This is a genomic window from Collinsella sp. AF04-24, assembly GCF_003465685.1.
Taxonomy (GTDB): domain Bacteria; phylum Actinomycetota; class Coriobacteriia; order Coriobacteriales; family Coriobacteriaceae; genus Collinsella; species Collinsella aerofaciens_AP.
In genome coordinates this window covers 1-18,256 of record NZ_QSBK01000023.1, presented here as the reverse complement: position 1 = coordinate 18,256, position 18,256 = coordinate 1, and the positions used below count along the sequence as shown (strand labels likewise).

Below are 18,256 nucleotides of genomic sequence, written 5' to 3'. Positions count from 1 at the left end.
CGGCGGGCCCCGCCCGTTAGCCCCAGAATCGTCCTCGGACATGTCGGAGGCCCCGCTGCGCACTACGTGCGGCGGGGCCTCCTTCTGTCCTGCGGAAAGATTCTGGGGCTAACGGGCGGGGCCCGCCGGCTCGTTGTCGTGGCGGGCGCTGTTCGGAAGAGCTCGATGGGTCATCTCGCTGGGTAAATATTTGTGCGTGATGGTATCGTTGTTGGGGCTTTTACTGATTACGGGATGTTGACTTTGGAGTTGTGGATGGTGTCCCAAATGGATTCTACGCTTGGTTTTATTACTGACCAGCTTAAGGCGCTGACTTCTATTGCCTCGCCTACGGGCTTTACTCGTGCGGCGACTGATTATCTGATGGAAACCCTGCGCGATATGGGCTTTGAGCCCGAGCGCTCCAATAAGGGCAATGTGCTGGTTGAGCTCGGCGGCGAGGGTGAGCCGCTCGTGTTGGCGAGCCATGTCGACACGCTTGGCGCCATGGTGCGATCCATTAAGGACAATGGCCGCCTGCGTCCGACGACGCTCGGTGGGCACCAGTGGTCCACGGCCGATGGCGAGAACTGCACCGTCTACACGCGTGGCGGCAAGGTCTACACAGGCGTGGTCCTCAATACCGAGCCTTCGGCGCATGTGGCCGATGAGCCGGTCAAGGCCATCGAGAAGAACATGGAGATCCTGCTCGACGAGAACGTTGACAGCAAGGACGATGTGCTCGAGCTGGGTATTCAGACTGGCGACATCATCGCTATGGATCCGCGCACCATGGTGACGGAGAGCGGCTACATTAAGAGTCGCTTCCTTGACGACAAGCTGTCGGCGTCGATTCTGCTGGGCTTGGCGCGTGCCGTCGCCGCTGGCGAGGTGACGCTCTCGCGCAAGGTGTCGCTGCTCTTTACCGTGTACGAGGAGGTCGGTCACGGCGGTGCCTTTGTGCCGGCCGACACGCGCGAGATGATCAGCGTGGACATGGGCTGCGTGGGCGACGACCTGGGCTGCACCGAGCGCATGGTTTCGATTTGCGCCAAGGATTCGGGTGGCCCCTACAACTACGATCTGGTGACCACGCTGTCCAATATCGCGCGCGAGCTTAAGCTCGATTACGCCATCGATGTGTACCCGCATTACGGTTCCGACGTCGAGGCCACGCTCTCGGCCGGCTACGACATTCGCCATGGTCTGATCGGCCCCGGCGTGTACGCGAGCCACAACTACGAGCGCAGCCACATCGACGGCGTGCGCAATACCTACGAGCTGGTTCGCGCCTACGTTCAGCGCTAGGGGAGCAGCTTGCGACTCGGCTGACCAATCGCTAAGGCCCGATTTCTCGGGCCTTTTTTCACTTTGGGTTGTTTAGTATTATGATGTCTGTAATCTATTAACTAAACGTGTAAATTACTTAACGAGGTGATGCGGTGTATGGACACGTCTGAGTACTTGTCTATGGGTGATGCTGCCCGCCTGTTGGGCGTTACGAAAGCCCGCATATCTCAACTTGCCGCATCGGGAACGCTTGTGTGCGATATTGTGGGCGGCCGGAAGTTGGTCGAGTACAATTCTGCGCTCGCCTATCAAAAGGTCCGCAAGCGAGGACGCCGTCCTGCGGCCGATGTGGGACGCAAGTTTACGCTGATGTCGGCCGACCATGAGGTCGCGCATGTCTCATTTGATCCGACGCGTGAGTTTCCCTTCGAAATCGCCGAGGTCCTCGATGCGCAACGAATGCCGTTTGGCACATGCTCGAGCTCTTCTCCAACGGTGAATAAGCGGGAGCTCAACGCGTGGTGGGGGCATCGGTCGGTGCCCGATGTTCGTCCTGGGCTTATCTCGCGCTACCGCGAGCTGGGAATTGCCAGTGGCATTGAGGTGCCGGTTCAGTGCCTGGGTCTCTCGCTTTCGGATTGCTATTGGCTGCGGCCGGCCGATTGCGCCGAACTCAAATGGCAAAACATCAATTATTTTGAGAACGAATTTGAGCGATCGGCGCCCGAAGAGCGTTCGGGTTGGCTGGAAGGCATCGGTCTTAAAAATCCGGATAACACGTCCGAGGGCGAGCTTCCTAAATCGTGGATGATCCGAAACGGCATTCGCATTTTGGCTAAAGGACGCGGCATGGACGATCAGCGTCCCTTTAACGAGGCGGTTGCAACGGCTCTGCATCGTCGCTTGCTGTCGGAGGGCGAGTTTGTTCCTTATACGGTTGAGCGGATGTTCGATGGCCCTGTGTGTCTGTGCGACGACTTTCTTGACGGCCGCGAGGAATACGTTCCGGCTGTTTACGTTAAGGGCGCACTTGGTAGCCAGCGGGGAGACTCGACATACGATCGATACTGTCGCTACCTTGGCAAGCATGGTGCCGATGAGGTCGCTGTGAGAAGGTCTATGTCGCAGATGATTGTCTGCGATGCCCTTTTGGCCAACAGCGACCGCCATTGGCGAAACTTCGGCATCATCCGTAATGTCGACACCCTGGAGATAAAACCTGCACCGCTGTTCGATAGCGGCAACTGTCTGTGGTATAACGTGCCAACTGTCTTGCTCGCGGCTGGGGAGTTTGGGTTTTCCGCTAAGCCGTTTGGGCCCGACCCTTCCGCTCAGCTGGCGCTTGCGGACTCGCTCGATTGGTTCGATTCATCGCGGCTCAACGGATTTGTTGATGAGGCGATCGAGATTCTTTCGCAGAGCGAATGGGCGACGGCGGAGGGTCGACTCGAGGCCATTTGCCGCGGCCTCGAGCGTCGCGTAATCGAGGTTGGTGCCGCTGTTGAGGTACTTCGACACGTGCAGCGATAAACCCACGGCTACTTAAGTGCGCCGGTCACGGTACCGCCGCCCAGGACGATGTCGCCGCGATAGACTACAACGGCCTGGCCGGGGGCGATGGCTCGTTGCGGCTCGTCAAAAGTTAGCAGCATTTGTCCGCCGGCGCCACGTGTAAGGGTTGCTGCCTGGTCTTTCTGACGGTAGCGGTACTTGGCGCCCACGCGGATGCCGCCGGCGTCGAGCTCCGCCTCCATGTGGTCGGCGGGGGCGCTCCAGATCCAGTCGTTGGCCGTGAGCGCTGTGGCCGCCAGGTCCTCGGCCTCGCCCAGATGCACGGTGTTGTTGGCGGCGTCGACGCCCGTTACGTACACGGGATGCGCCATCGCAACGCCCACGCCCTTGCGCTGGCCGATGGTGTAGCGCAGCGCGCCGTTGTGGCGCCCGACCACGCTGCCGTCGCGCCACACAATGTCGCCCGGTGCAGCGGGATGTCCGCAGCGGCGCTCGATATAGCCCGCGTAGTCACCGTCTGGAATAAAGCAGATGTCCTCGCTTTCGGCCTTCTGGGCGTTGGTAAAGCCCTGCTCGGCGGCTATGCGGCGCACGTCGCGCTCTTTGTCTAGGCCTGCCAGCGGAAAGATCGTGTGTGCCAGGCGTTCCTGCGTAAGCGAATACAAAAAGTAGCTCTGGTCCTTTTTGGGATCTTCGCCGCGATGTAGCTGCCAGGTGCCGTCTGCCGCCTGGCTTGTTTTGGCGTAATGTCCCGTTGCGATGTAGTCGCAGCCCATATCCAGCGCCGCATCCAGCAGCGCGCCAAACTTAATGTGGCGGTTGCAGATGATGCACGGGTTGGGCGTCAGTCCTTCCTGGTGGGCGTTCACAAAGCACTCGATCACGTTGCGGTCGAAGGTCTGCTGCAAGTCGAGCACATGGTGGGGTATCCTCAGGCGCTCGGCGACGGCCTTTGCATCGGCGATGTCGCAGTCGACTTTGCTCATACCCGTGGCGGGGTCGGGCGCGGGGCAGGTGAGACGCATGGTGGCGCCGATGCATTCGTAGCCCTGGCGCTTGAGCAGATACGCGGTCACGCTGGAATCGACGCCGCCGCTCATGGCGACGAGCACGCGCTTATTGTGCATGGGGAGGTTCTCCTTGGTGGCATGTGGCCAAAAAAGAAAAGCGGCGCGGGAGGCTGGTTCCGCGCCGCAGACATTGTAGCAAGTTCGGGCGTCGTGTGGGACACCCTGTTGGGATGGGCTCAGGCAGCCAGAAGAGAGGGCAGACCGGCGTGCCTTGGACTCGTTCTAAGAACGAGAGCTCTAGTCCTGGAAGAGTGCCGTGGACAGGTAGCGCTCGCCGGTGTCGGCGAGCAGCGCCACGATGGTCTTGCCCTCGTTCTCGGGGCGCTTGGCCAGCTGCAGTGCGGCCCACACGGCGGCGCCGGACGAAATGCCCACGAGCACGCCCTCCTTGTGGCCCACGGCGCGGCCGGTGGCAAAGGCGTCGTCGTTCTCGACGGGGATGATCTCGTCGTAGACCTGGGTGTCGAGGACGTCGGGCACAAAGCCGGCACCGATACCCTGGATCTTGTGCGGGCCGGCCTGGCCCTTAGAGAGCACCGGGGAGGTGGCGGGCTCGACGGCGACGACCTGAATCTCGGGGTTTTGCTCCTTGAGGAACTCGCCCACGCCGGTCACGGTGCCGCCGGTGCCGACGCCGGCGACGAAGATGTCGACCTTGCCGTCGGTGTCGTCCCAGATCTCGGGGCCGGTCGTGGCCTTGTGAATGGCCGGGTTCGCGGGGTTCACAAACTGGCCGGCGATGATGCTGTTGGGGGCCTCCTTCTGCAACTCTTCGGCCTTGGCGATAGCGCCCTTCATGCCTTTGGAGCCGTCGGTGAGCACGAGCTGCGCACCGTATGCCTGCATCAGCTTGCGGCGCTCGACGGACATGGTCTCGGGCATGGTGATGATCACCTTGTAGCCGCGGGCGGCCGCCACCGAGGCGATGCCGACGCCGGTGTTGCCGCTCGTGGGCTCGATGATGGTGTAGTCGCCGCCACGCACGAGCTTGCCTGCCTTCTCGGCCTCGTCAATCATGTTCTTGGCGACGCGGTCTTTAACGGATCCGGCGGGGTTGAAGTATTCCAGCTTGACGAGCACGCGGGCCTTGAGGTCCTCATCGGCCTCAAAGTGGGTGAGCTCCAGGAGCGGGGTGTGGCCGATAAGCTGATCGATGGACGTGTAAACCTTGCTCATGATGAACCTCCAAAGTGTTCAAATGACTGGATACCGTGTGGTTTTACGGTGTGTCTAGCAGCTAAACCCATAAACCTTATAGGTTGTTTGTTTAGCTGTTGGGAAGCATAGTAGACACCAAAGCCTAGTAATGCAATAGGAAATAGGAGATTATTGCAAGTTGATTAACCATCTTGACCGGAACGGGTATTTTCAAAGCCAATTTTTCGGCTAGAATTTCAACGGACTAAAAGACCGAAAGGCAGCACTATATATGTTGGTTTCCACAAAGGGCAGATATGCCCTGCGCGTTATGGTCGACCTGGCCGAGCATCAGGCGGCCGGTCGCATCCCGCTCAAAGAGATCGCGGCGCGCCAGGGGATTTCGGAGAAGTACCTCGAGAATATTCTGGCTACGCTCGTGCGCGCCAACATGCTCTCGGGCATGCGCGGCAAGGGCGGCGGCTATGTGCTCACGCGCCCGCCCGAGCAGTACACGGTGGGCGAGATCTTGCGCCTGACCGAGGGCAGCCTGGCGCCGGTCGCCTGCCTGGATGGCGACTGCAAGGGTTGTTCGCGCTCTGACGAGTGCCCCACGCTCGACGTGTGGAAGAACCTGGACAAGCTCATCAACGACTACCTCGACGGTGTGACGCTTGATCAACTTGTCGCTCCCAACGAAGGCTACGACTACGTGATCTAGCCCACCTGCCATTTGGGGACGGGGTGGAAATGGCAGATTCTCTCGCCCTTTGAGACTTGGCAAATAAGAAGGCCGCCCATTTTTGCGATGGGCGGCCTTCGTTTTGGGCTGTTGAGACGGGCGCGGCCGGAATGGCCGTTTTAGCCCTCGGCGATGCTGTCGAGGATGCTGCGCATGATGGACACCAGGATGCTGCCCATAAAGGCCGATCCAAAGCTGGCGATGGAGATACCCGCGCCCAGCAGATTGACCGACAGATAGCTGGCCAGCTCGAGCATAAAGCTGTTGACTACGAGCTGAAAAATACCCAGCGTAATGATCGTGAGCGGCAGCGAGATGACCGTCAGGAACGGCTTGACGAGCGAATCGACGATGTTCAGGAACAGTCCCACGAAGGCGAAACAGACCCAGGCCTCGGCAAAACCGAAGGGCTGGATGCCGGGAACGAGGAACGTGGCAATCGCGATGGCGATCGAGGTAAAGAGCCAGTTAAGCATAAAGCGCATGGTGTGAATCCTTTCTTGCGCAGGGTGCGTCGGTGTCGCGTGAAGCGGTTTGCTGCGGCAGCTTGGACGGCCGCTCGGGTGTGCCGCCTTGTTCGGCCGCCCATTGTCTCAGATATTCGTGGAGCTTACGTGCGCATTCGGTTTCAAAACGGCGTTCGTCCTAGAAAATGCGCCGCTGGCAGAGAGTTTTGTCGCTTTAGTTTGGTGGTGTGCTAAACTGCTACGGGCAAAAGCCACACGCGTTGCCCTATTGCATAGAACGGGCGAACGATGCCCGATGTCAGTATCAACTTCGATGCCTTTTGGCGGGTTTGGCGGTGATCGATGAATATCGAGAACATGTTTGACAAGCCTGATGTCAAGCAGCTGGTCCACGCATTTAGTCTTTTGGATGACGAGAAGGATATCCAAGCGTTTTTGACCGATATCTGCACGCCGCGCGAGATCTGCGATCTATCGCAGCGTCTGCAGGTTGCGCGTTATCTGGATGAGGGCGAGCCTTATGTTGAGGTTCAGGCCCGCACCGGCGCTTCGTCCACTACGGTGAGCCGCGTTTCAAAGGCACTCAACGGCGAGTACGGCGGCTATCGCAAGATCCTCATCAAACTGGAGGATGGCGAGTAGGCCAGCGGCAACAAACGAATTGCGCAGAACCGTCCCTTCGGGGGCGGTTTTTTGATCCTTTGGGGACGGAGGAAAACGGATCGCTGGGTTAGACTGACCTCCTCGGTGATCCATTTTCCTCCGTCTCCAAGGGGTCAAATCTGTTGGCGTGGGGCAAATCTGTCCGCGCGGGCGGGTAGGATGGAAACATTGAATATTGCGAACGGTTTGAGTGGAGGACCATGCCTGTTCGAATCTATACCACCAACGCCGGCGCGGATTTGAGCGATGCCGAGGCGGCGCTGCTTGCCGACCTTATTGCCCGCCACGGGCGTGCCGTGCTGCTGGCGCCAACGTTTGCTGAGCTCGACCTGTGCCGTCATGATGCGGCGGAAGCCGGCGTTTCGCTGGGTATTGACTACAAGACGCCTACATCGTGGCTTCGCTCGCTTTGGGAGCTTTTGGGCGACGGGCGCGGTTTCGTCGACAACCTGCAGCGCCAGATGCTGTTTTCGGACATGGTAGCGCGCCTCGACGACGCCGACCTGCAGCCGCTTTCGCGCAGCCAGGGCACGGTGCGTATGCTCGCGCGTATGGCTCGCGATGTGCTGCCGGGTGTGGCAGGGACAGGCACCGAGCGTTGCTGCGACAACGTTTGCAAGCCCAAGCCCAAAAGCGACGCCGAGGCTCGCGTGTTTGAACTTTTGTGCGCCTATGCGCGCGGTTTGGACCGTCGAGATATGGTCGAGCCCTGCGAGGCGGCTGACATTATGGCCGATGCCCTGGCCGATAACCTGCCGGCGTGCACCCGCGCCGTATGCGTGCGCGGTATCACGTCGTTTACGCACGGCCTGCTCGAGCTGCTGTCTGCCGTGGCGAACAATGGGGGAGAGGTCGTCGTACTGCTTGCCTGCGAGCAGGCGGCGATGCGCGAGGAGCTTGCCGCGGCATTTGATGCCCGCGGTGTGCTGTTCGAGGCCGCGCCGCTGAGGGAGGACGCCGTCGCGTCTGATGCCGCTTGCGGGACCGCCGCTCAGCCTGCCTTTATTGAGGTCGCCGGCCCCCATGCCCGTGCCCATGCTTATGCGGACGCCATCGATAAGTTGGCGAAAACGCACAAGGAGTCCAAGGACGATAAGGCTGCTGCAACGCCCGCCGACCCCGTACGCGTGCTCGTTGTTTCTGCCCGGGCACCCCAGCTGTTCGGTGAGCTCGCCTCTCGTCTGGCGGCTCGTCATATCGCTGCCGAGACAGTTGAGTTCACGGCGTTTTCTCAATCCATTGCGGGCAGGCAGTTCACGGCGCTCGCCAACCTGATCGAGCGTATGAAGGCCGCCGACGAAGGGGCAGCTTCTAAGACTGAGTGGTGGCCCGCGCCGGAGCTTACCGACTGGATTTACAGTCCGCTTTCGGGCGCTGATGCCGTCAATGCCCGTACCTTCGATAAGAATATGCGTCTCTCGCGCAGCAAGACTACCGCGGGCGTTAAGAGCCTGCTGCAGAGCGTCCAAGGCCAGGTGAGGGGCGCGCGCAAGGCGGCGAGCGACGAGAACTGGTTTAAGAACGTGCCGTGCGTGGTCTCGGACGTGTTCCAGGCGCTGTGGCGTGACAAGCCCGTGACGGCGCTCAAGGCCATGCTTGCCGTTGCCGAGGCGTTGCCCGATCGCTCGCTGGGCAGCTTGGATGGCCAAGCCCGTCGCCAAGCGGAGGTGGCCCTGCTGCGCCACGTCATCGGCATCCTTATGAATGGCGCCCGCGCGCTCGACGTGTCGCAGGCCGCGATCGTGCCCGTGCTCGATGGCATTCGCACCAAGGTGGACAAGCGTAGTACCGCCTACGATTACGAGACCTACGAGGTTGACCGTGCGCCACGTGCTCAGGTTCGTTTTGCTTCGCTTGCCGATGCGGCGGCTCTGCGCCCCGGCAGCTACGATGCTGTGCTGTTTGCCGATGTCGATCTGGACAGCTATCCGCTCTCGCACGAGGAGGGACCGCTGGCTACGCTGACGGCGAGCCTTGGTCGCGAGGGCGTGACGCTTGAGCCTGCGGCCCTGCTGCGCGTGCGCTTTGGCCGTGCGATGCAAGCGTCGCGTGGTCCGGTTGCGCTCGCCCGCGTGACGCACGATCGCCAGGCGCGCGAGTGCTATCCGGCTGCCGTGTGGACCGAGCTGCGGGCGCACGCCGAGGCCGCTGACGCCGACAAGGCCGCTGACGATGCTAGGGCCGCTGACGATGCTAAGGCCGCTGACGATGCTAAGGCCACTGGTGACGCTAAGGCCGCTGACGCCGACAAGGCGAAGTGCGTGGGTGAGGGCGATATCGTAAGGGACTTCGATCCCGCGGCAGGCGAAGGTCTCAAGCGCGAGCGCGTGACCTGTGAAGCCCCTCAGCATCTGAGTACCGAGGCCGTGCCGTATTTGGTCCTGCGCCGTCGCGATGGCGAGGGCGAGGGCGCGCCGCTCGTGCCGCGCCTGACGTCCGCCTCGCAGATCGAGGCCTATTCCACCTGCCCGCTGTGCTGGTTCGTCTCGTATCGCGTCAAACCTCAGTCCATCGATGCGGGCTTTGGCAACATGGAGAAGGGCAACTTTGTCCATGACGTGCTGGAGCACTTGCATGCACGTCTTCCGCAGGAGGGCATGGAGCGCGTGACGCCCATGAATCTGCCGCGCGCGCAGGGGCTGTTGCGCGAGGTCTTTGCCGAGACCCTGGCCGAGCATGCGGGCAAGCGCGGTACCGAGGGCCCGCTGGTGCCGCTCTCTCCAGTGGAGGAGCGCCAGGTGGCTGAGATCTTGCCGCAGCTGGAGGGCGTGCTTGCCTACGAGTCCGAGGCGCTCACCCCCTTTGCTCCGCGCTACCTGGAGTTTGCGTTCAACGAGCTCCAGGTCGAGTATGCCGGTTGGCCGCTCGGCGGGCGCATCGACCGCGTGGATGTGGATGCCGAGAATCGCGCCGTGGTAATCGACTACAAGCATCGCACGGGCGTTGAGGAGTTTAAACTCGCCGACCCCACGGTGCGCGACGAGGAATCGGGCGAGGCCGCCATCGACGACCCGCGGTGGCTGCCGCCCCATACCCAGACGCTTATCTATGCGCAGGCCATGCGCCGGGCGCTGGATCTGGATGCCCGTGCGGCGCTCTATTTTTCGACCAAGGGCGGCAAACCGGCGCTGCGCGGCGCCGCGAGTGCCGAGCTGCTCGAGGAGGAGCGTGGTGACGGCCGCATCCCGGGGCTTAAGAAGGGCTTTCCCGGCGAGGGTGGCAGCATGGACTTCGACGCCCTGCTCGATCGCGTGGAGGCCGGCATCGCCGAGCGCCTGCACGAACTCGAGGCAGGCGACGTTGCCGCCGTCGACCCGACGTCGGCTCAGGCCGCGCATGCGCGCTGCTCGTATAACCACGAAGGAACGTTTGTAAGGAGGGACGTGTAGACCATGGATCTTTCGACTTTGATGCCGCAACAACTGCAAGTCGTCAAAACGCTCGACCGTCCGCTGTTTGTCTCGGCGGGCGCCGGTTCGGGCAAGACCTTTACCCTCACGCGCCGCATCGTCTACGCGCTCTCGCCCGAATCCGGTCCGTTTGTCGAGCATCTGGATCAGGTGCTCGCCATTACCTTTACCAAAGATGCCGCGGCCGAGATTCGCGACCGCGTGCGTCGCGCGCTTATCGAAGAGGGTATGGACGAGGAGGCCCTGACCGTCGACGACGCTTGGATCTCGACCATTCACGGTATGTGTTCGCGCATCCTGCGCGCGCATGCGTTGGAGCTGGGCATCGATCCCGAGTTCACGGTGCTTACCGATACCGATGAGCTTATGGATCAGGCTGTTGAGCATGTGCTGGCCCGCGCGACGGCGCCCGATGCCGCCCCCGAGCTCGCGGCATCGCTCAAGGCCCTCTACGCCTGGTATCCCATGGCGGGCGAGGGCGGTCCCTTTGGCGCCGGCACGACCATCAAGGGTCTGGTGCGCGACCTGCTGGAGCTCTCGAGCCAGCTGCCGGGCGGTATGGACGACGTGCGCGTGGCGCGCGGCCAGGCCGACACCTCGGCCCTTGCCGATGCCTATCGATCGGCGTTGGGCGCAAGCAAGGCCGCGACCGAAAAAGCGCAGACGGCGCTCGATGCCATCGACGCGTTCGAGGCGAGCGGCAAGACCATGGCCGATGCGGCGCGACTCATGATGTCGTGCACCATGCCGCGCGCGAGCAAGGCATTCCCTAAGGAGCAGGTGGAGCTACTCAAGGCAGAGGCCGCCGATGCGTTTATCAATATCGTGCTGGCCTGCGGCGGTCCCGCGCTCGAGGCACTGGTGGGGCTTGCCCGTGCTGTAGAGGCTGAGTACCGCGCGCTCAAGGCCGGCCAGTCTGCCCTCGACAACAACGATCTGCTGCGCATGGCCTACGAGGCCCTGCGCGATTACCCGGCCATCCGAGCGGCATACGAGGGTCGCTTTAAGATGGTCATGATCGATGAGTTCCAGGATACCGATCAGATGCAGGTCGACCTGATCCGTTACCTGACGGGTGCGGGGGAGCGCGCGTTGTGTACCGTAGGCGATGCACAGCAGTCGATCTACCGCTTCCGCGGGGCGGAGGTCGAGGTGTTCCGTCGCCAGGAGCGCAAGGTGGGCTCGTCTGCCGCGCCCGAGGCGACTGCCGCGGCCGACGCCCCTGCTGGCGCGCTCGTTAAGCTCGTGCGCAACTTCCGCAGCCACGACGAGGTGCTACGCTACGTGGCTCGCGTCTTCGACGGCGACGACGGCGGCCTGATGCAGGGCTTTTTGGATCTTGAGGCGAGCGACGGCCGCAAGGACACGCTGGTGGCAGACGCCTCGCGTCGTCAGGCCCTCTTTGTTGCCGGCGGCAGTACGCAGGAGCGCACACAGGCCAAGGCCCGCGCGATCGCAGAGCGGTTCCGCGCGCTTGCCGATGCCGGTCAGCCCCAGGGCGGCATGGTGCTGCTGCTGGGCCGCATGACCAACGCCGACGTCTATGCCCAGGCTTTCCGCGACCAAGGACTCGACTGCGTGATCGCGGGTGGCTCGGTCTTTGCCCAGGCAGCCGAGGTGCAGACGGTGCGCGCCCTAGTCTGCGCGCTCGCCAATCCGGCCGATACGGCGCAGGGCCTTATGCCGCTGCTGGCCTCGCCGATGTTTGCGCTCGGCGCCCAGGAGTTCCTGGCGCTGGCGACCAAGCTGGACGACCAGACGGGGGAGACCTCGCGCCGCAACATCGACGCGGGCATCATGAGCGATTCCGATGTGCCGGGCTTGCAGAGCCTGCCGCTCGTGACGCGCGCCCGCGAGGTGCTATGCTATGCGCTTCGTCGTGTGGGCCGCGATTCGTTCGCGGCGATCGCGCGCGACGTGGTCAACGCTTCGGGCTGGTTTGTGCGTCTGGCACAGCGTGGTCCCGAGGGCAAGGCCATTGCCGCCAACGTGCTCAAGGCGCTCGATGCTGTGGTTGAGGCCGAGGCCGAGTTCGGTAACTCGCCGCGCTCCATTGCGCTGGCCTTTGACCGCTTCCTGGCGGGCAAGGAAGCCCCGGGCGCGCTCAACGAGGAGGGTGACGGCGCGGTACGCATCATGACCGTGCATGCGTCCAAGGGCCTGGAGTATCCGGTCGTGGCGGTTGCGGAGTGCTTTGGCGTGCGCAAATCGTCCGGTGCGGCACAGATGGGTCGCGTCGAGGGCGGAGCGCAGGTCGTGGCACTGCCTGCACGCTTCGACGGCGTTAAACTCGCGGACGGCACGTTCGTAAAGGGCGATGACGTCAAAAAGCAGTTTGAGCACGCGTTTAAGGGCAAGGGCACGTCGCTGTGGCTGCCGCCAGAGCTCATGGAGGATGTCTGCGCGACGGGTTCTCCCGCCGAGGCATTTGCTCACTTGCGCAACGACGACCTGCAGCTTTCGCTCGAGGAGCGGGCTCGTCTGCTTTATGTCGCCATGACGCGAGCGCGCGAGCTGGTCATTCTGGCGATGGATGCCGGCGTGAGCCGCGGCAAGCTGTGCGCGCCGACCTTCGATGTCGAGACCGATCTGACCTACGACGTGCTGCGTCGTATTCTGCCGACGGACGGCCTGGACATGCCGCAGCTCGATGCCGACCGTTTGGTGTTCGACAACTCCCAGCCGGGCGACTACGAGCTCATCTCGCTGGCTGACTTTGCTTTTGGCGAGCAGTCGTTTGAGGCCAATGCTTCGCTTGATGCCGAAGGCAGGCTTGTCCGCGGCGATGCGGAGCCGGAGGGTGCCGGTGCGGATGCCCGCGCCGCCGTTCCCGGTCCTGCCGACCCCGAGCCCGATGCGTTTGAGCTCGTGTATCCCCAGGCGGTGGGCGTGCGCATGGGCACCTGCCCGTATCCGGCGCGCGATTCGTACAGCTACTCGTCAATTGCCGCGGCGCTGCATGCCGAGTCCGAGGACCGTGCCGCCGAGGCACACGTGCCCATGGACGAGGCCGGCGATGATGCGGAGTCGGATGGTTCCGAGATGACGGATGCGGACGTGGCTGCTGTCGAGCCCGCCGGCAACCCCATGGCGCTGGGCTCGGCGTTCCATGCCGCCTGCCAGTGGCTGATCGAGATGGGTGCCGATGAGCTGCCCGCCGCGCGTGCCGATGCGCTGGCGCGTCTGTGGCGCCTGACGCCGGAGCAGCGCGAGCGCTTCGACGTTGCCCTGGACCGCTGGCTCAAGTCGGCGGTCCGTGCCGAGCTGCTTGCCTGGCCGTGCGTTCGCGCCGAGGTGCCGTTCTTTTCGCTGGGCTGCGAGGACAAGGACATTGCCCGCTACGGTGCATATGCCGAGGGCGCCATCGATGCACTGGCGACCGACCCGGCCGATCCGTCACGCGCACTGGCCATCGACTACAAGACGGGTGGCACGCCGGATGAGACACCCGACCAGCTGTTCGAGAAGCACGCCCTGCAGGCGCGCGTCTATTCGGATGTTCTGCACAAGGCGGGCTTTAAGACGGTGACGGTCAAGTTCGTCCGCGTGGAGCAGTCCGATCCCTCCAACCCCGCCGAGTCCCAGGTGGTCACCTACAACCTCTAGCTCACCAGGGCCGTCCGCACGCCCAGTCTCCCCATAACTTGCGGTGAAATAGTTCCTGTTTTACGGCCCAGCTGGCTCCATCAGGAACTATTTCACCGCAACTCAGAATCAGTCGGGGGTGCGGATTACGCGGATGAAGTTGCCAATCAAGGGTGCGGATTACGCAAATTTACACTTGACGTTCATCTCGGGTGGGCCTATAAATACATGTGATGGGTTGTTATCCCTTTGGGGAGCATGGCCATCCGGATTCCGTTCGTTATTCAATTGCACATATATTCGGGTGTCACTTTAGGGCATGACCGTAGGCAAGTAGGGTGCTGCTTTCTGCCGAGGTCATGCCCTTTTTGTTCAGCTCCGAATGAGTGCCCTATCATCAAGAGAGGAGGTGCATCGATATGCTGGCGATCAGAAAGCTCAACAATAACGCCGTGATTTGTCGAGATAGTCGCGGTCGCGAGGTCGTGGCGCTCGGCAAGGGTGTCGGCTTCGGTGGTGACTTCCCCCGGGAGCTCGCGATGGACCATATCGAGCGCACGTTCTATAGCATCGATGCCGAGGGGCAGCGTATCATGCAGGATCTTCCTGCCGATGTGGTGCTGTTTACGGCAAAGATCATGGATATTGTAGAGAACGAGCTGCCTTACGAACTCAGTCCCAACGCCGTGCTCATCATGGCCGACCATATCGCCTTTGCGATTGCGCGGCAGAGGAAGGGCATTCGTTTTGATATGCCCCTTACCTATGATGTGCAGCAGCTTTATCCGCTGGAATACAAAATCGGCCGCTACATTACCGCGCGCGTGCGGCAGGAGTTGGGCGTCGAGCTGCCGCGCGAAGAGGTGGCAAGCATCGCCATGAATTTGGTCAATGCAAAGACTGGGGCAGAGGTTACTGTGGCAAGCGATCGCGCCCAATCGTTTGAGCGCCTGCTCAACGATGTCACTGATATCGTCGAGTACGATTTCCGTACCATCATCGATCGGGAGTCTTTTGAGTTCTCACGGTTTGCGACACACGTGCAGTATCTGTTCAAGCGTATCAAGGGTAACGATAGCCTCAGCAGCGCCAATTTGCCGCTTTATGCGAATTCGCGCGAGGAGTTTCCCGAGCTTGCGCAATGCATCGACCACATCTGTACCTATATGAAGCGGGAATGGCATACGGAGCTCACCGACGAGGAGAAGCTTTACTTCATGCTCCATGTCAACCGTATCTGTACGAAGGCGGAATCCGGCACAGCCGGACGCTGACAACCCAGGCCAGAAGGATTGTAACCTGTGTTAGGGCAGGGCATGACCTCCGAAAGTACGAGAACCATCTCGTGCCACGACGATTCGTGGCGTAAAAGGAGGAATGATGACTAACTATCAAAAACTCGCCCAAAGAATCATCGAAGAGGTGGGCGGCAAGGCGAATGTTTCAAGCGCGACGCATTGCATGACGCGTCTGCGCCTCGTTCTTAAGGACGAGGGGCTTGCAGATGACGCCAAGCTCAATGCGATTCCCGAAGTGATTAGCGTGGTGCACGCTGGCGGCCAGGTGCAGCTCGTAATCGGGCCGACCGTCGACAAGGTCTACGACGCGGTATGCAGGGAAGGCGGCTTTGAAGTCCAGACGGCGATTGATGAAGATCTGGACGCAGCAGAGAGGCTTCCCTGGAAGGAGCGGTTCGCTCCGAAGCGCATCGGCAATCTGATTCTCGATGCGGTGAGCGGCTCTATCGCTCCCATTCTGCCCGTGTTCTGCATCGCGGGTATCTTCCGCATGTTCACCATTTTGCTTGGTCCGGAAGGCGCGGGCCTTCTAGCCGCGGAGGGCAGCATGTACCGGCTCTTCACCTTGGTGGGAGACGCGGCATATTACTTCCTGCCGATCTTCGGTGCCTATGCGGCGGCCAAGAAGTTCCAGACGAGTCCTGTGCTCGCGCTCATGACGGCTGCTATTATGATTCATCCGAGCATGCTCGCTATCGTCGAGGAGGGCGCTCCGTTCGACGTCTACGGCATCCCCATGACGCTGGTGAATTACACACAGTCGGTGCTTCCCATCATCCTCATCGTGTGGATTCAGTCCTACGTAGAGGGGCTTATCAAGAAGCATTGCCCTGACATGCTGCGCATCCTCGTGATTCCAGTGGGGACCATGCTCATCATGCTGCCGCTTGCACTCTGCGTCTTCGGCCCCGCCGTCTCCTTCATTATGGGCATCATCGCCGATATCATCATCTGGCTCGGCGCGAACGCCGGTCCGCTGTGCGGTCTGGTGGTCGGTGCGACGTGGAACCTCGTGATCGCTACCGGCATGCATGTGCCGATTCTCACCGCTATGATGCCCGGCTGGCTTGAGGTGGGCTATGACGCCGTGTGCACTCCGGGTACGACGGTGGTTGTTTACGTGACGCTTGCGGTCGCGCTCGCCTACGGCATCCGTGCAAAGGGCAAGGCTAACCGTCAGCTCGGTTGGACTACCTTCGCTACCTATGCGCTCGGCCGCGTATCCGAGCCCATCATTTACGGCATCCTCTTGCGCGATAAGAAGGCGCTCGCTTGGTCGATGATCGGCGGCGCGGCCGGCGGCCTTGCATGCGGTCTGCTCAACGCGCGCATCTTCGTCTTCTCGGGAGTCGGCTTCCCGTGGATGAACGTCATCAAGTTCAGCCAGGACATCATTCCGGGCGCCATCAGCTGCGCGATTGGCTTTGCGGTGACATTCGCCCTCTGCATGGTCTTTGGCTTCGACAATCGCGAATCGGGCGAGAAGGAAGCCGAGGAGGCCCTTGAGGCTTAAGCGCTGCATCTAGAAGGGTGCCTTAGCGCAACGAGTCTCTTCTCGGAACTGGGGCCCCATGAACCCGGACGGGCACCGCTGCATGGTGGTGCCCGTTCGCACTAAAAGCAAGATAAGGAGGACTCCCATGCCATTGCGTTCTGATTTCCTCTGGGGCGGCGCGCTTTCCGCCAACCAGTGTGAGGGTGCCTGGGACGAGGGCGGGCGGGGGCTCGCCAACGCGGATCTTCTGCCGTACGGGCGGGACCGTCTCGCCGTCATCAGGGGTGACGACGTTCCGCTCGAGCCGCTGTCCGACCATTACTACCCGGCCCAACAGGCCATCGATTTCTATCATCATTACCGCGAGGACATCGCGCTCTTCGGCGAGATGGGCTTCAAGGCTCTGCGCCTCTCCATCGCATGGAGCCGTATATTCCCCAACGGGGATGACTCCGAACCCAACGAGCAGGGCCTCGCGTTCTATGAGGATGTGTTTCGCACCTGCCTCGAACAGGGCATCGAGCCGGTGGTGACGCTCAACCACTATGACGTGCCCATGCATCTTGTTACGGCATACGGCGGTTGGCGCAACCGCGCTCTCGTGGGCATGTTTGAGCGCTTCGCTCGCACTGTGTTCGCACGTTACCGCAATCAAGTGCGCTCTTGGCTCACGTTCAACGAGATCAACATCATGACCTCTGCGTGCTTCATGGCGGCAGGCATCGTGTTTGATGAGGGGGAGGACCGCTACGTCTCCGTTCATAACGCGGTGCATCACGTGCTCGTGGCGAGTGCTTGCGCGGTGCGCGCCTGCCATGAGATCATCCCTGGTGCGCAAATCGGCTGCATGCTCAATGCGGGTATTTTCTATCCTGCTACCTGCAACCCTGCCGACGTTAAAACGGCTCAGGACGAGAATCGCAAGCACTACATGTTCACCGACGTGCAGGTGCGCGGCCACTATCCGTGCTACATGCTCACGGAGTATGAGCGTCAAGGGTTCGCGATTCCTTGGGCGGAGGGCGATGAGGAGGTCCTTGCGCAGAATCCGGTGGACTTCGTGGGCTTCTCTTACTACTCGACGCGCGTGGCGCAGGCAAACACCGAGGGGCAGTTCGACTCCAATCTACTCAAGAGTGCCCCCAACCCTTACCTCAAGATGGAGCCATGGGGCAGATTCATCGATCCCGCAGGGCTGCGCATCACCATGAACGACATATACGACCGGTACGAAAAGCCGCTCTTTATCGTGGAGAACGGTCTCGGAGCCCCGGATGAGCCGGATCAGAACGGCTTTGTGGATGATGGATACCGTATCGATTACCTGCGCGAGCACATCCAGGCTATGAAGGACGCCGTCGAAATCGACGGGGTGGACCTCCTGGGCTACACGTGCTGGGGACCGATCGATCTGGTTTCGGTCGCAACGGGCCAGATGCGCAAGCGCTACGGTTTCATTTATGTCGACCTCGATGACGAAGGACACGGCACACGTCGGCGCAGCAAGAAAAGATCGTTCGAGTGGTATCGCAAGGTAATTGCCTCAAACGGCGAGGACCTGAGCTGAGCTTTCCTCAGGGGCCGGACCGCGACATGGGGTCGCGGTCC

Annotated in this window: 12 protein-coding genes; 9 read left to right on the top strand and 3 right to left on the bottom strand. The window is 61.5% G+C overall.

The window, feature by feature from the left end:
- Positions 1–267: 267 nt before the first annotated feature.
- Both DWV32_RS08765 and DWV32_RS08760 read left to right on the top strand, forming a co-directional pair.
- Positions 268–1,287, top strand: a complete 1,020-nt coding sequence (locus DWV32_RS08765) for a M42 family metallopeptidase (RefSeq protein ID WP_117757905.1) — start codon at positions 268–270, stop codon at positions 1,285–1,287.
- 138 nt (positions 1,288–1,425) lie between these two features.
- Entirely contained in the window at positions 1,426–2,799 is a 1,374-nt protein-coding gene (locus DWV32_RS08760; RefSeq protein ID WP_117757904.1) for a DNA-binding protein, read from the top strand.
- 8 nt (positions 2,800–2,807) lie between these two features.
- Here the strand turns inward: DWV32_RS08760 and mnmA are convergent, their stop codons facing one another.
- Together mnmA and cysK are read right to left on the bottom strand one after the other, a co-directional pair.
- Positions 2,808–4,031, bottom strand: a complete 1,224-nt coding sequence (mnmA, locus tag DWV32_RS08755; RefSeq protein WP_255413149.1) for a tRNA 2-thiouridine(34) synthase MnmA — start codon at positions 4,029–4,031, stop codon at positions 2,808–2,810.
- 57 nt (positions 4,032–4,088) lie between these two features.
- Positions 4,089–5,027, bottom strand: coding sequence for a cysteine synthase A (gene cysK / locus DWV32_RS08750; protein ID WP_117757902.1), 939 nt, complete (start codon positions 5,025–5,027; stop codon positions 4,089–4,091).
- Between the two features lie 253 nt (positions 5,028–5,280).
- Between cysK and DWV32_RS08745 the strand changes: the two genes are divergently transcribed.
- Positions 5,281–5,709, top strand: coding sequence for an Rrf2 family transcriptional regulator (locus tag DWV32_RS08745; RefSeq protein ID WP_089572175.1), 429 nt, complete (start codon positions 5,281–5,283; stop codon positions 5,707–5,709).
- A gap of 140 nt (positions 5,710–5,849) precedes the next feature.
- On the opposite strand, the gene DWV32_RS08740 is transcribed toward DWV32_RS08745, so the two are convergent.
- On the bottom strand, positions 5,850–6,215 hold the full coding sequence (locus DWV32_RS08740; RefSeq protein WP_055250947.1) for a phage holin family protein: 366 nt from the start codon (positions 6,213–6,215) through the stop codon (positions 5,850–5,852).
- A 324-nt stretch (positions 6,216–6,539) separates the two neighbouring features.
- On the opposite strand from DWV32_RS08740, the gene DWV32_RS08735 reads away from it, so the two are divergent.
- The 6 genes from DWV32_RS08735 (at position 6,540) to DWV32_RS08710 (ending at position 18,215) form a co-directional block, all read left to right on the top strand.
- Positions 6,540–6,839, top strand: coding sequence for a YerC/YecD family TrpR-related protein (locus DWV32_RS08735; RefSeq protein ID WP_022094855.1), 300 nt, complete (start codon positions 6,540–6,542; stop codon positions 6,837–6,839).
- Positions 6,840–7,060: 221 nt separating this feature from the next.
- Entirely contained in the window at positions 7,061–10,249 is a 3,189-nt protein-coding gene (locus DWV32_RS08730; protein ID WP_117757901.1) for a PD-(D/E)XK nuclease family protein, read from the top strand.
- Between the two features lie 3 nt (positions 10,250–10,252).
- On the top strand, positions 10,253–13,876 hold the full coding sequence (locus tag DWV32_RS08725; RefSeq protein ID WP_117757900.1) for a UvrD-helicase domain-containing protein: 3,624 nt from the start codon (positions 10,253–10,255) through the stop codon (positions 13,874–13,876).
- 398 nt (positions 13,877–14,274) lie between these two features.
- Positions 14,275–15,129 carry a PRD domain-containing protein gene (locus DWV32_RS08720; protein WP_117564499.1) on the top strand — a complete coding sequence of 285 codons (855 nt, stop codon included), beginning with the start codon at positions 14,275–14,277 and terminating at the stop codon, positions 15,127–15,129.
- Between the two features lie 106 nt (positions 15,130–15,235).
- The gene (locus DWV32_RS08715; protein WP_117564498.1) at positions 15,236–16,666 is read left to right on the top strand and encodes a PTS transporter subunit EIIC; all 1,431 of its coding nucleotides are present in this window, start codon (positions 15,236–15,238) and stop codon (positions 16,664–16,666) included.
- 127 nt (positions 16,667–16,793) lie between these two features.
- On the top strand, positions 16,794–18,215 hold the full coding sequence (locus DWV32_RS08710) for a 6-phospho-beta-glucosidase (protein WP_117757899.1): 1,422 nt from the start codon (positions 16,794–16,796) through the stop codon (positions 18,213–18,215).
- The last annotated feature ends 41 nt before the right edge of the window (positions 18,216–18,256 follow it).

What these genes read in the sequence shown, in the direction of transcription:
- DWV32_RS08765 (WP_117757905.1), top strand. Translation starts at nt 268, where the DNA reads ATGGATTCTACGCTTGGTTTTATTACTGACCAGCTTAAGGCGCTGACT.
- DWV32_RS08760 (WP_117757904.1), top strand. Translation starts at nt 1,426, where the DNA reads ATGGACACGTCTGAGTACTTGTCTATGGGTGATGCTGCCCGCCTGTTG.
- cysK (WP_117757902.1), bottom strand. Translation starts at nt 5,027, where the DNA reads ATGAGCAAGGTTTACACGTCCATCGATCAGCTTATCGGCCACACCCCG.
- DWV32_RS08745 (WP_089572175.1), top strand. Translation starts at nt 5,281, where the DNA reads ATGTTGGTTTCCACAAAGGGCAGATATGCCCTGCGCGTTATGGTCGAC.
- DWV32_RS08740 (WP_055250947.1), bottom strand. Translation starts at nt 6,215, where the DNA reads ATGCGCTTTATGCTTAACTGGCTCTTTACCTCGATCGCCATCGCGATT.
- DWV32_RS08735 (WP_022094855.1), top strand. Translation starts at nt 6,540, where the DNA reads ATGAATATCGAGAACATGTTTGACAAGCCTGATGTCAAGCAGCTGGTC.
- DWV32_RS08730 (WP_117757901.1), top strand. Translation starts at nt 7,061, where the DNA reads ATGCCTGTTCGAATCTATACCACCAACGCCGGCGCGGATTTGAGCGAT.
- DWV32_RS08725 (WP_117757900.1), top strand. Translation starts at nt 10,253, where the DNA reads ATGGATCTTTCGACTTTGATGCCGCAACAACTGCAAGTCGTCAAAACG.
- DWV32_RS08720 (WP_117564499.1), top strand. Translation starts at nt 14,275, where the DNA reads ATGCTGGCGATCAGAAAGCTCAACAATAACGCCGTGATTTGTCGAGAT.
- DWV32_RS08715 (WP_117564498.1), top strand. Translation starts at nt 15,236, where the DNA reads ATGACTAACTATCAAAAACTCGCCCAAAGAATCATCGAAGAGGTGGGC.
- DWV32_RS08710 (WP_117757899.1), top strand. Translation starts at nt 16,794, where the DNA reads ATGCCATTGCGTTCTGATTTCCTCTGGGGCGGCGCGCTTTCCGCCAAC.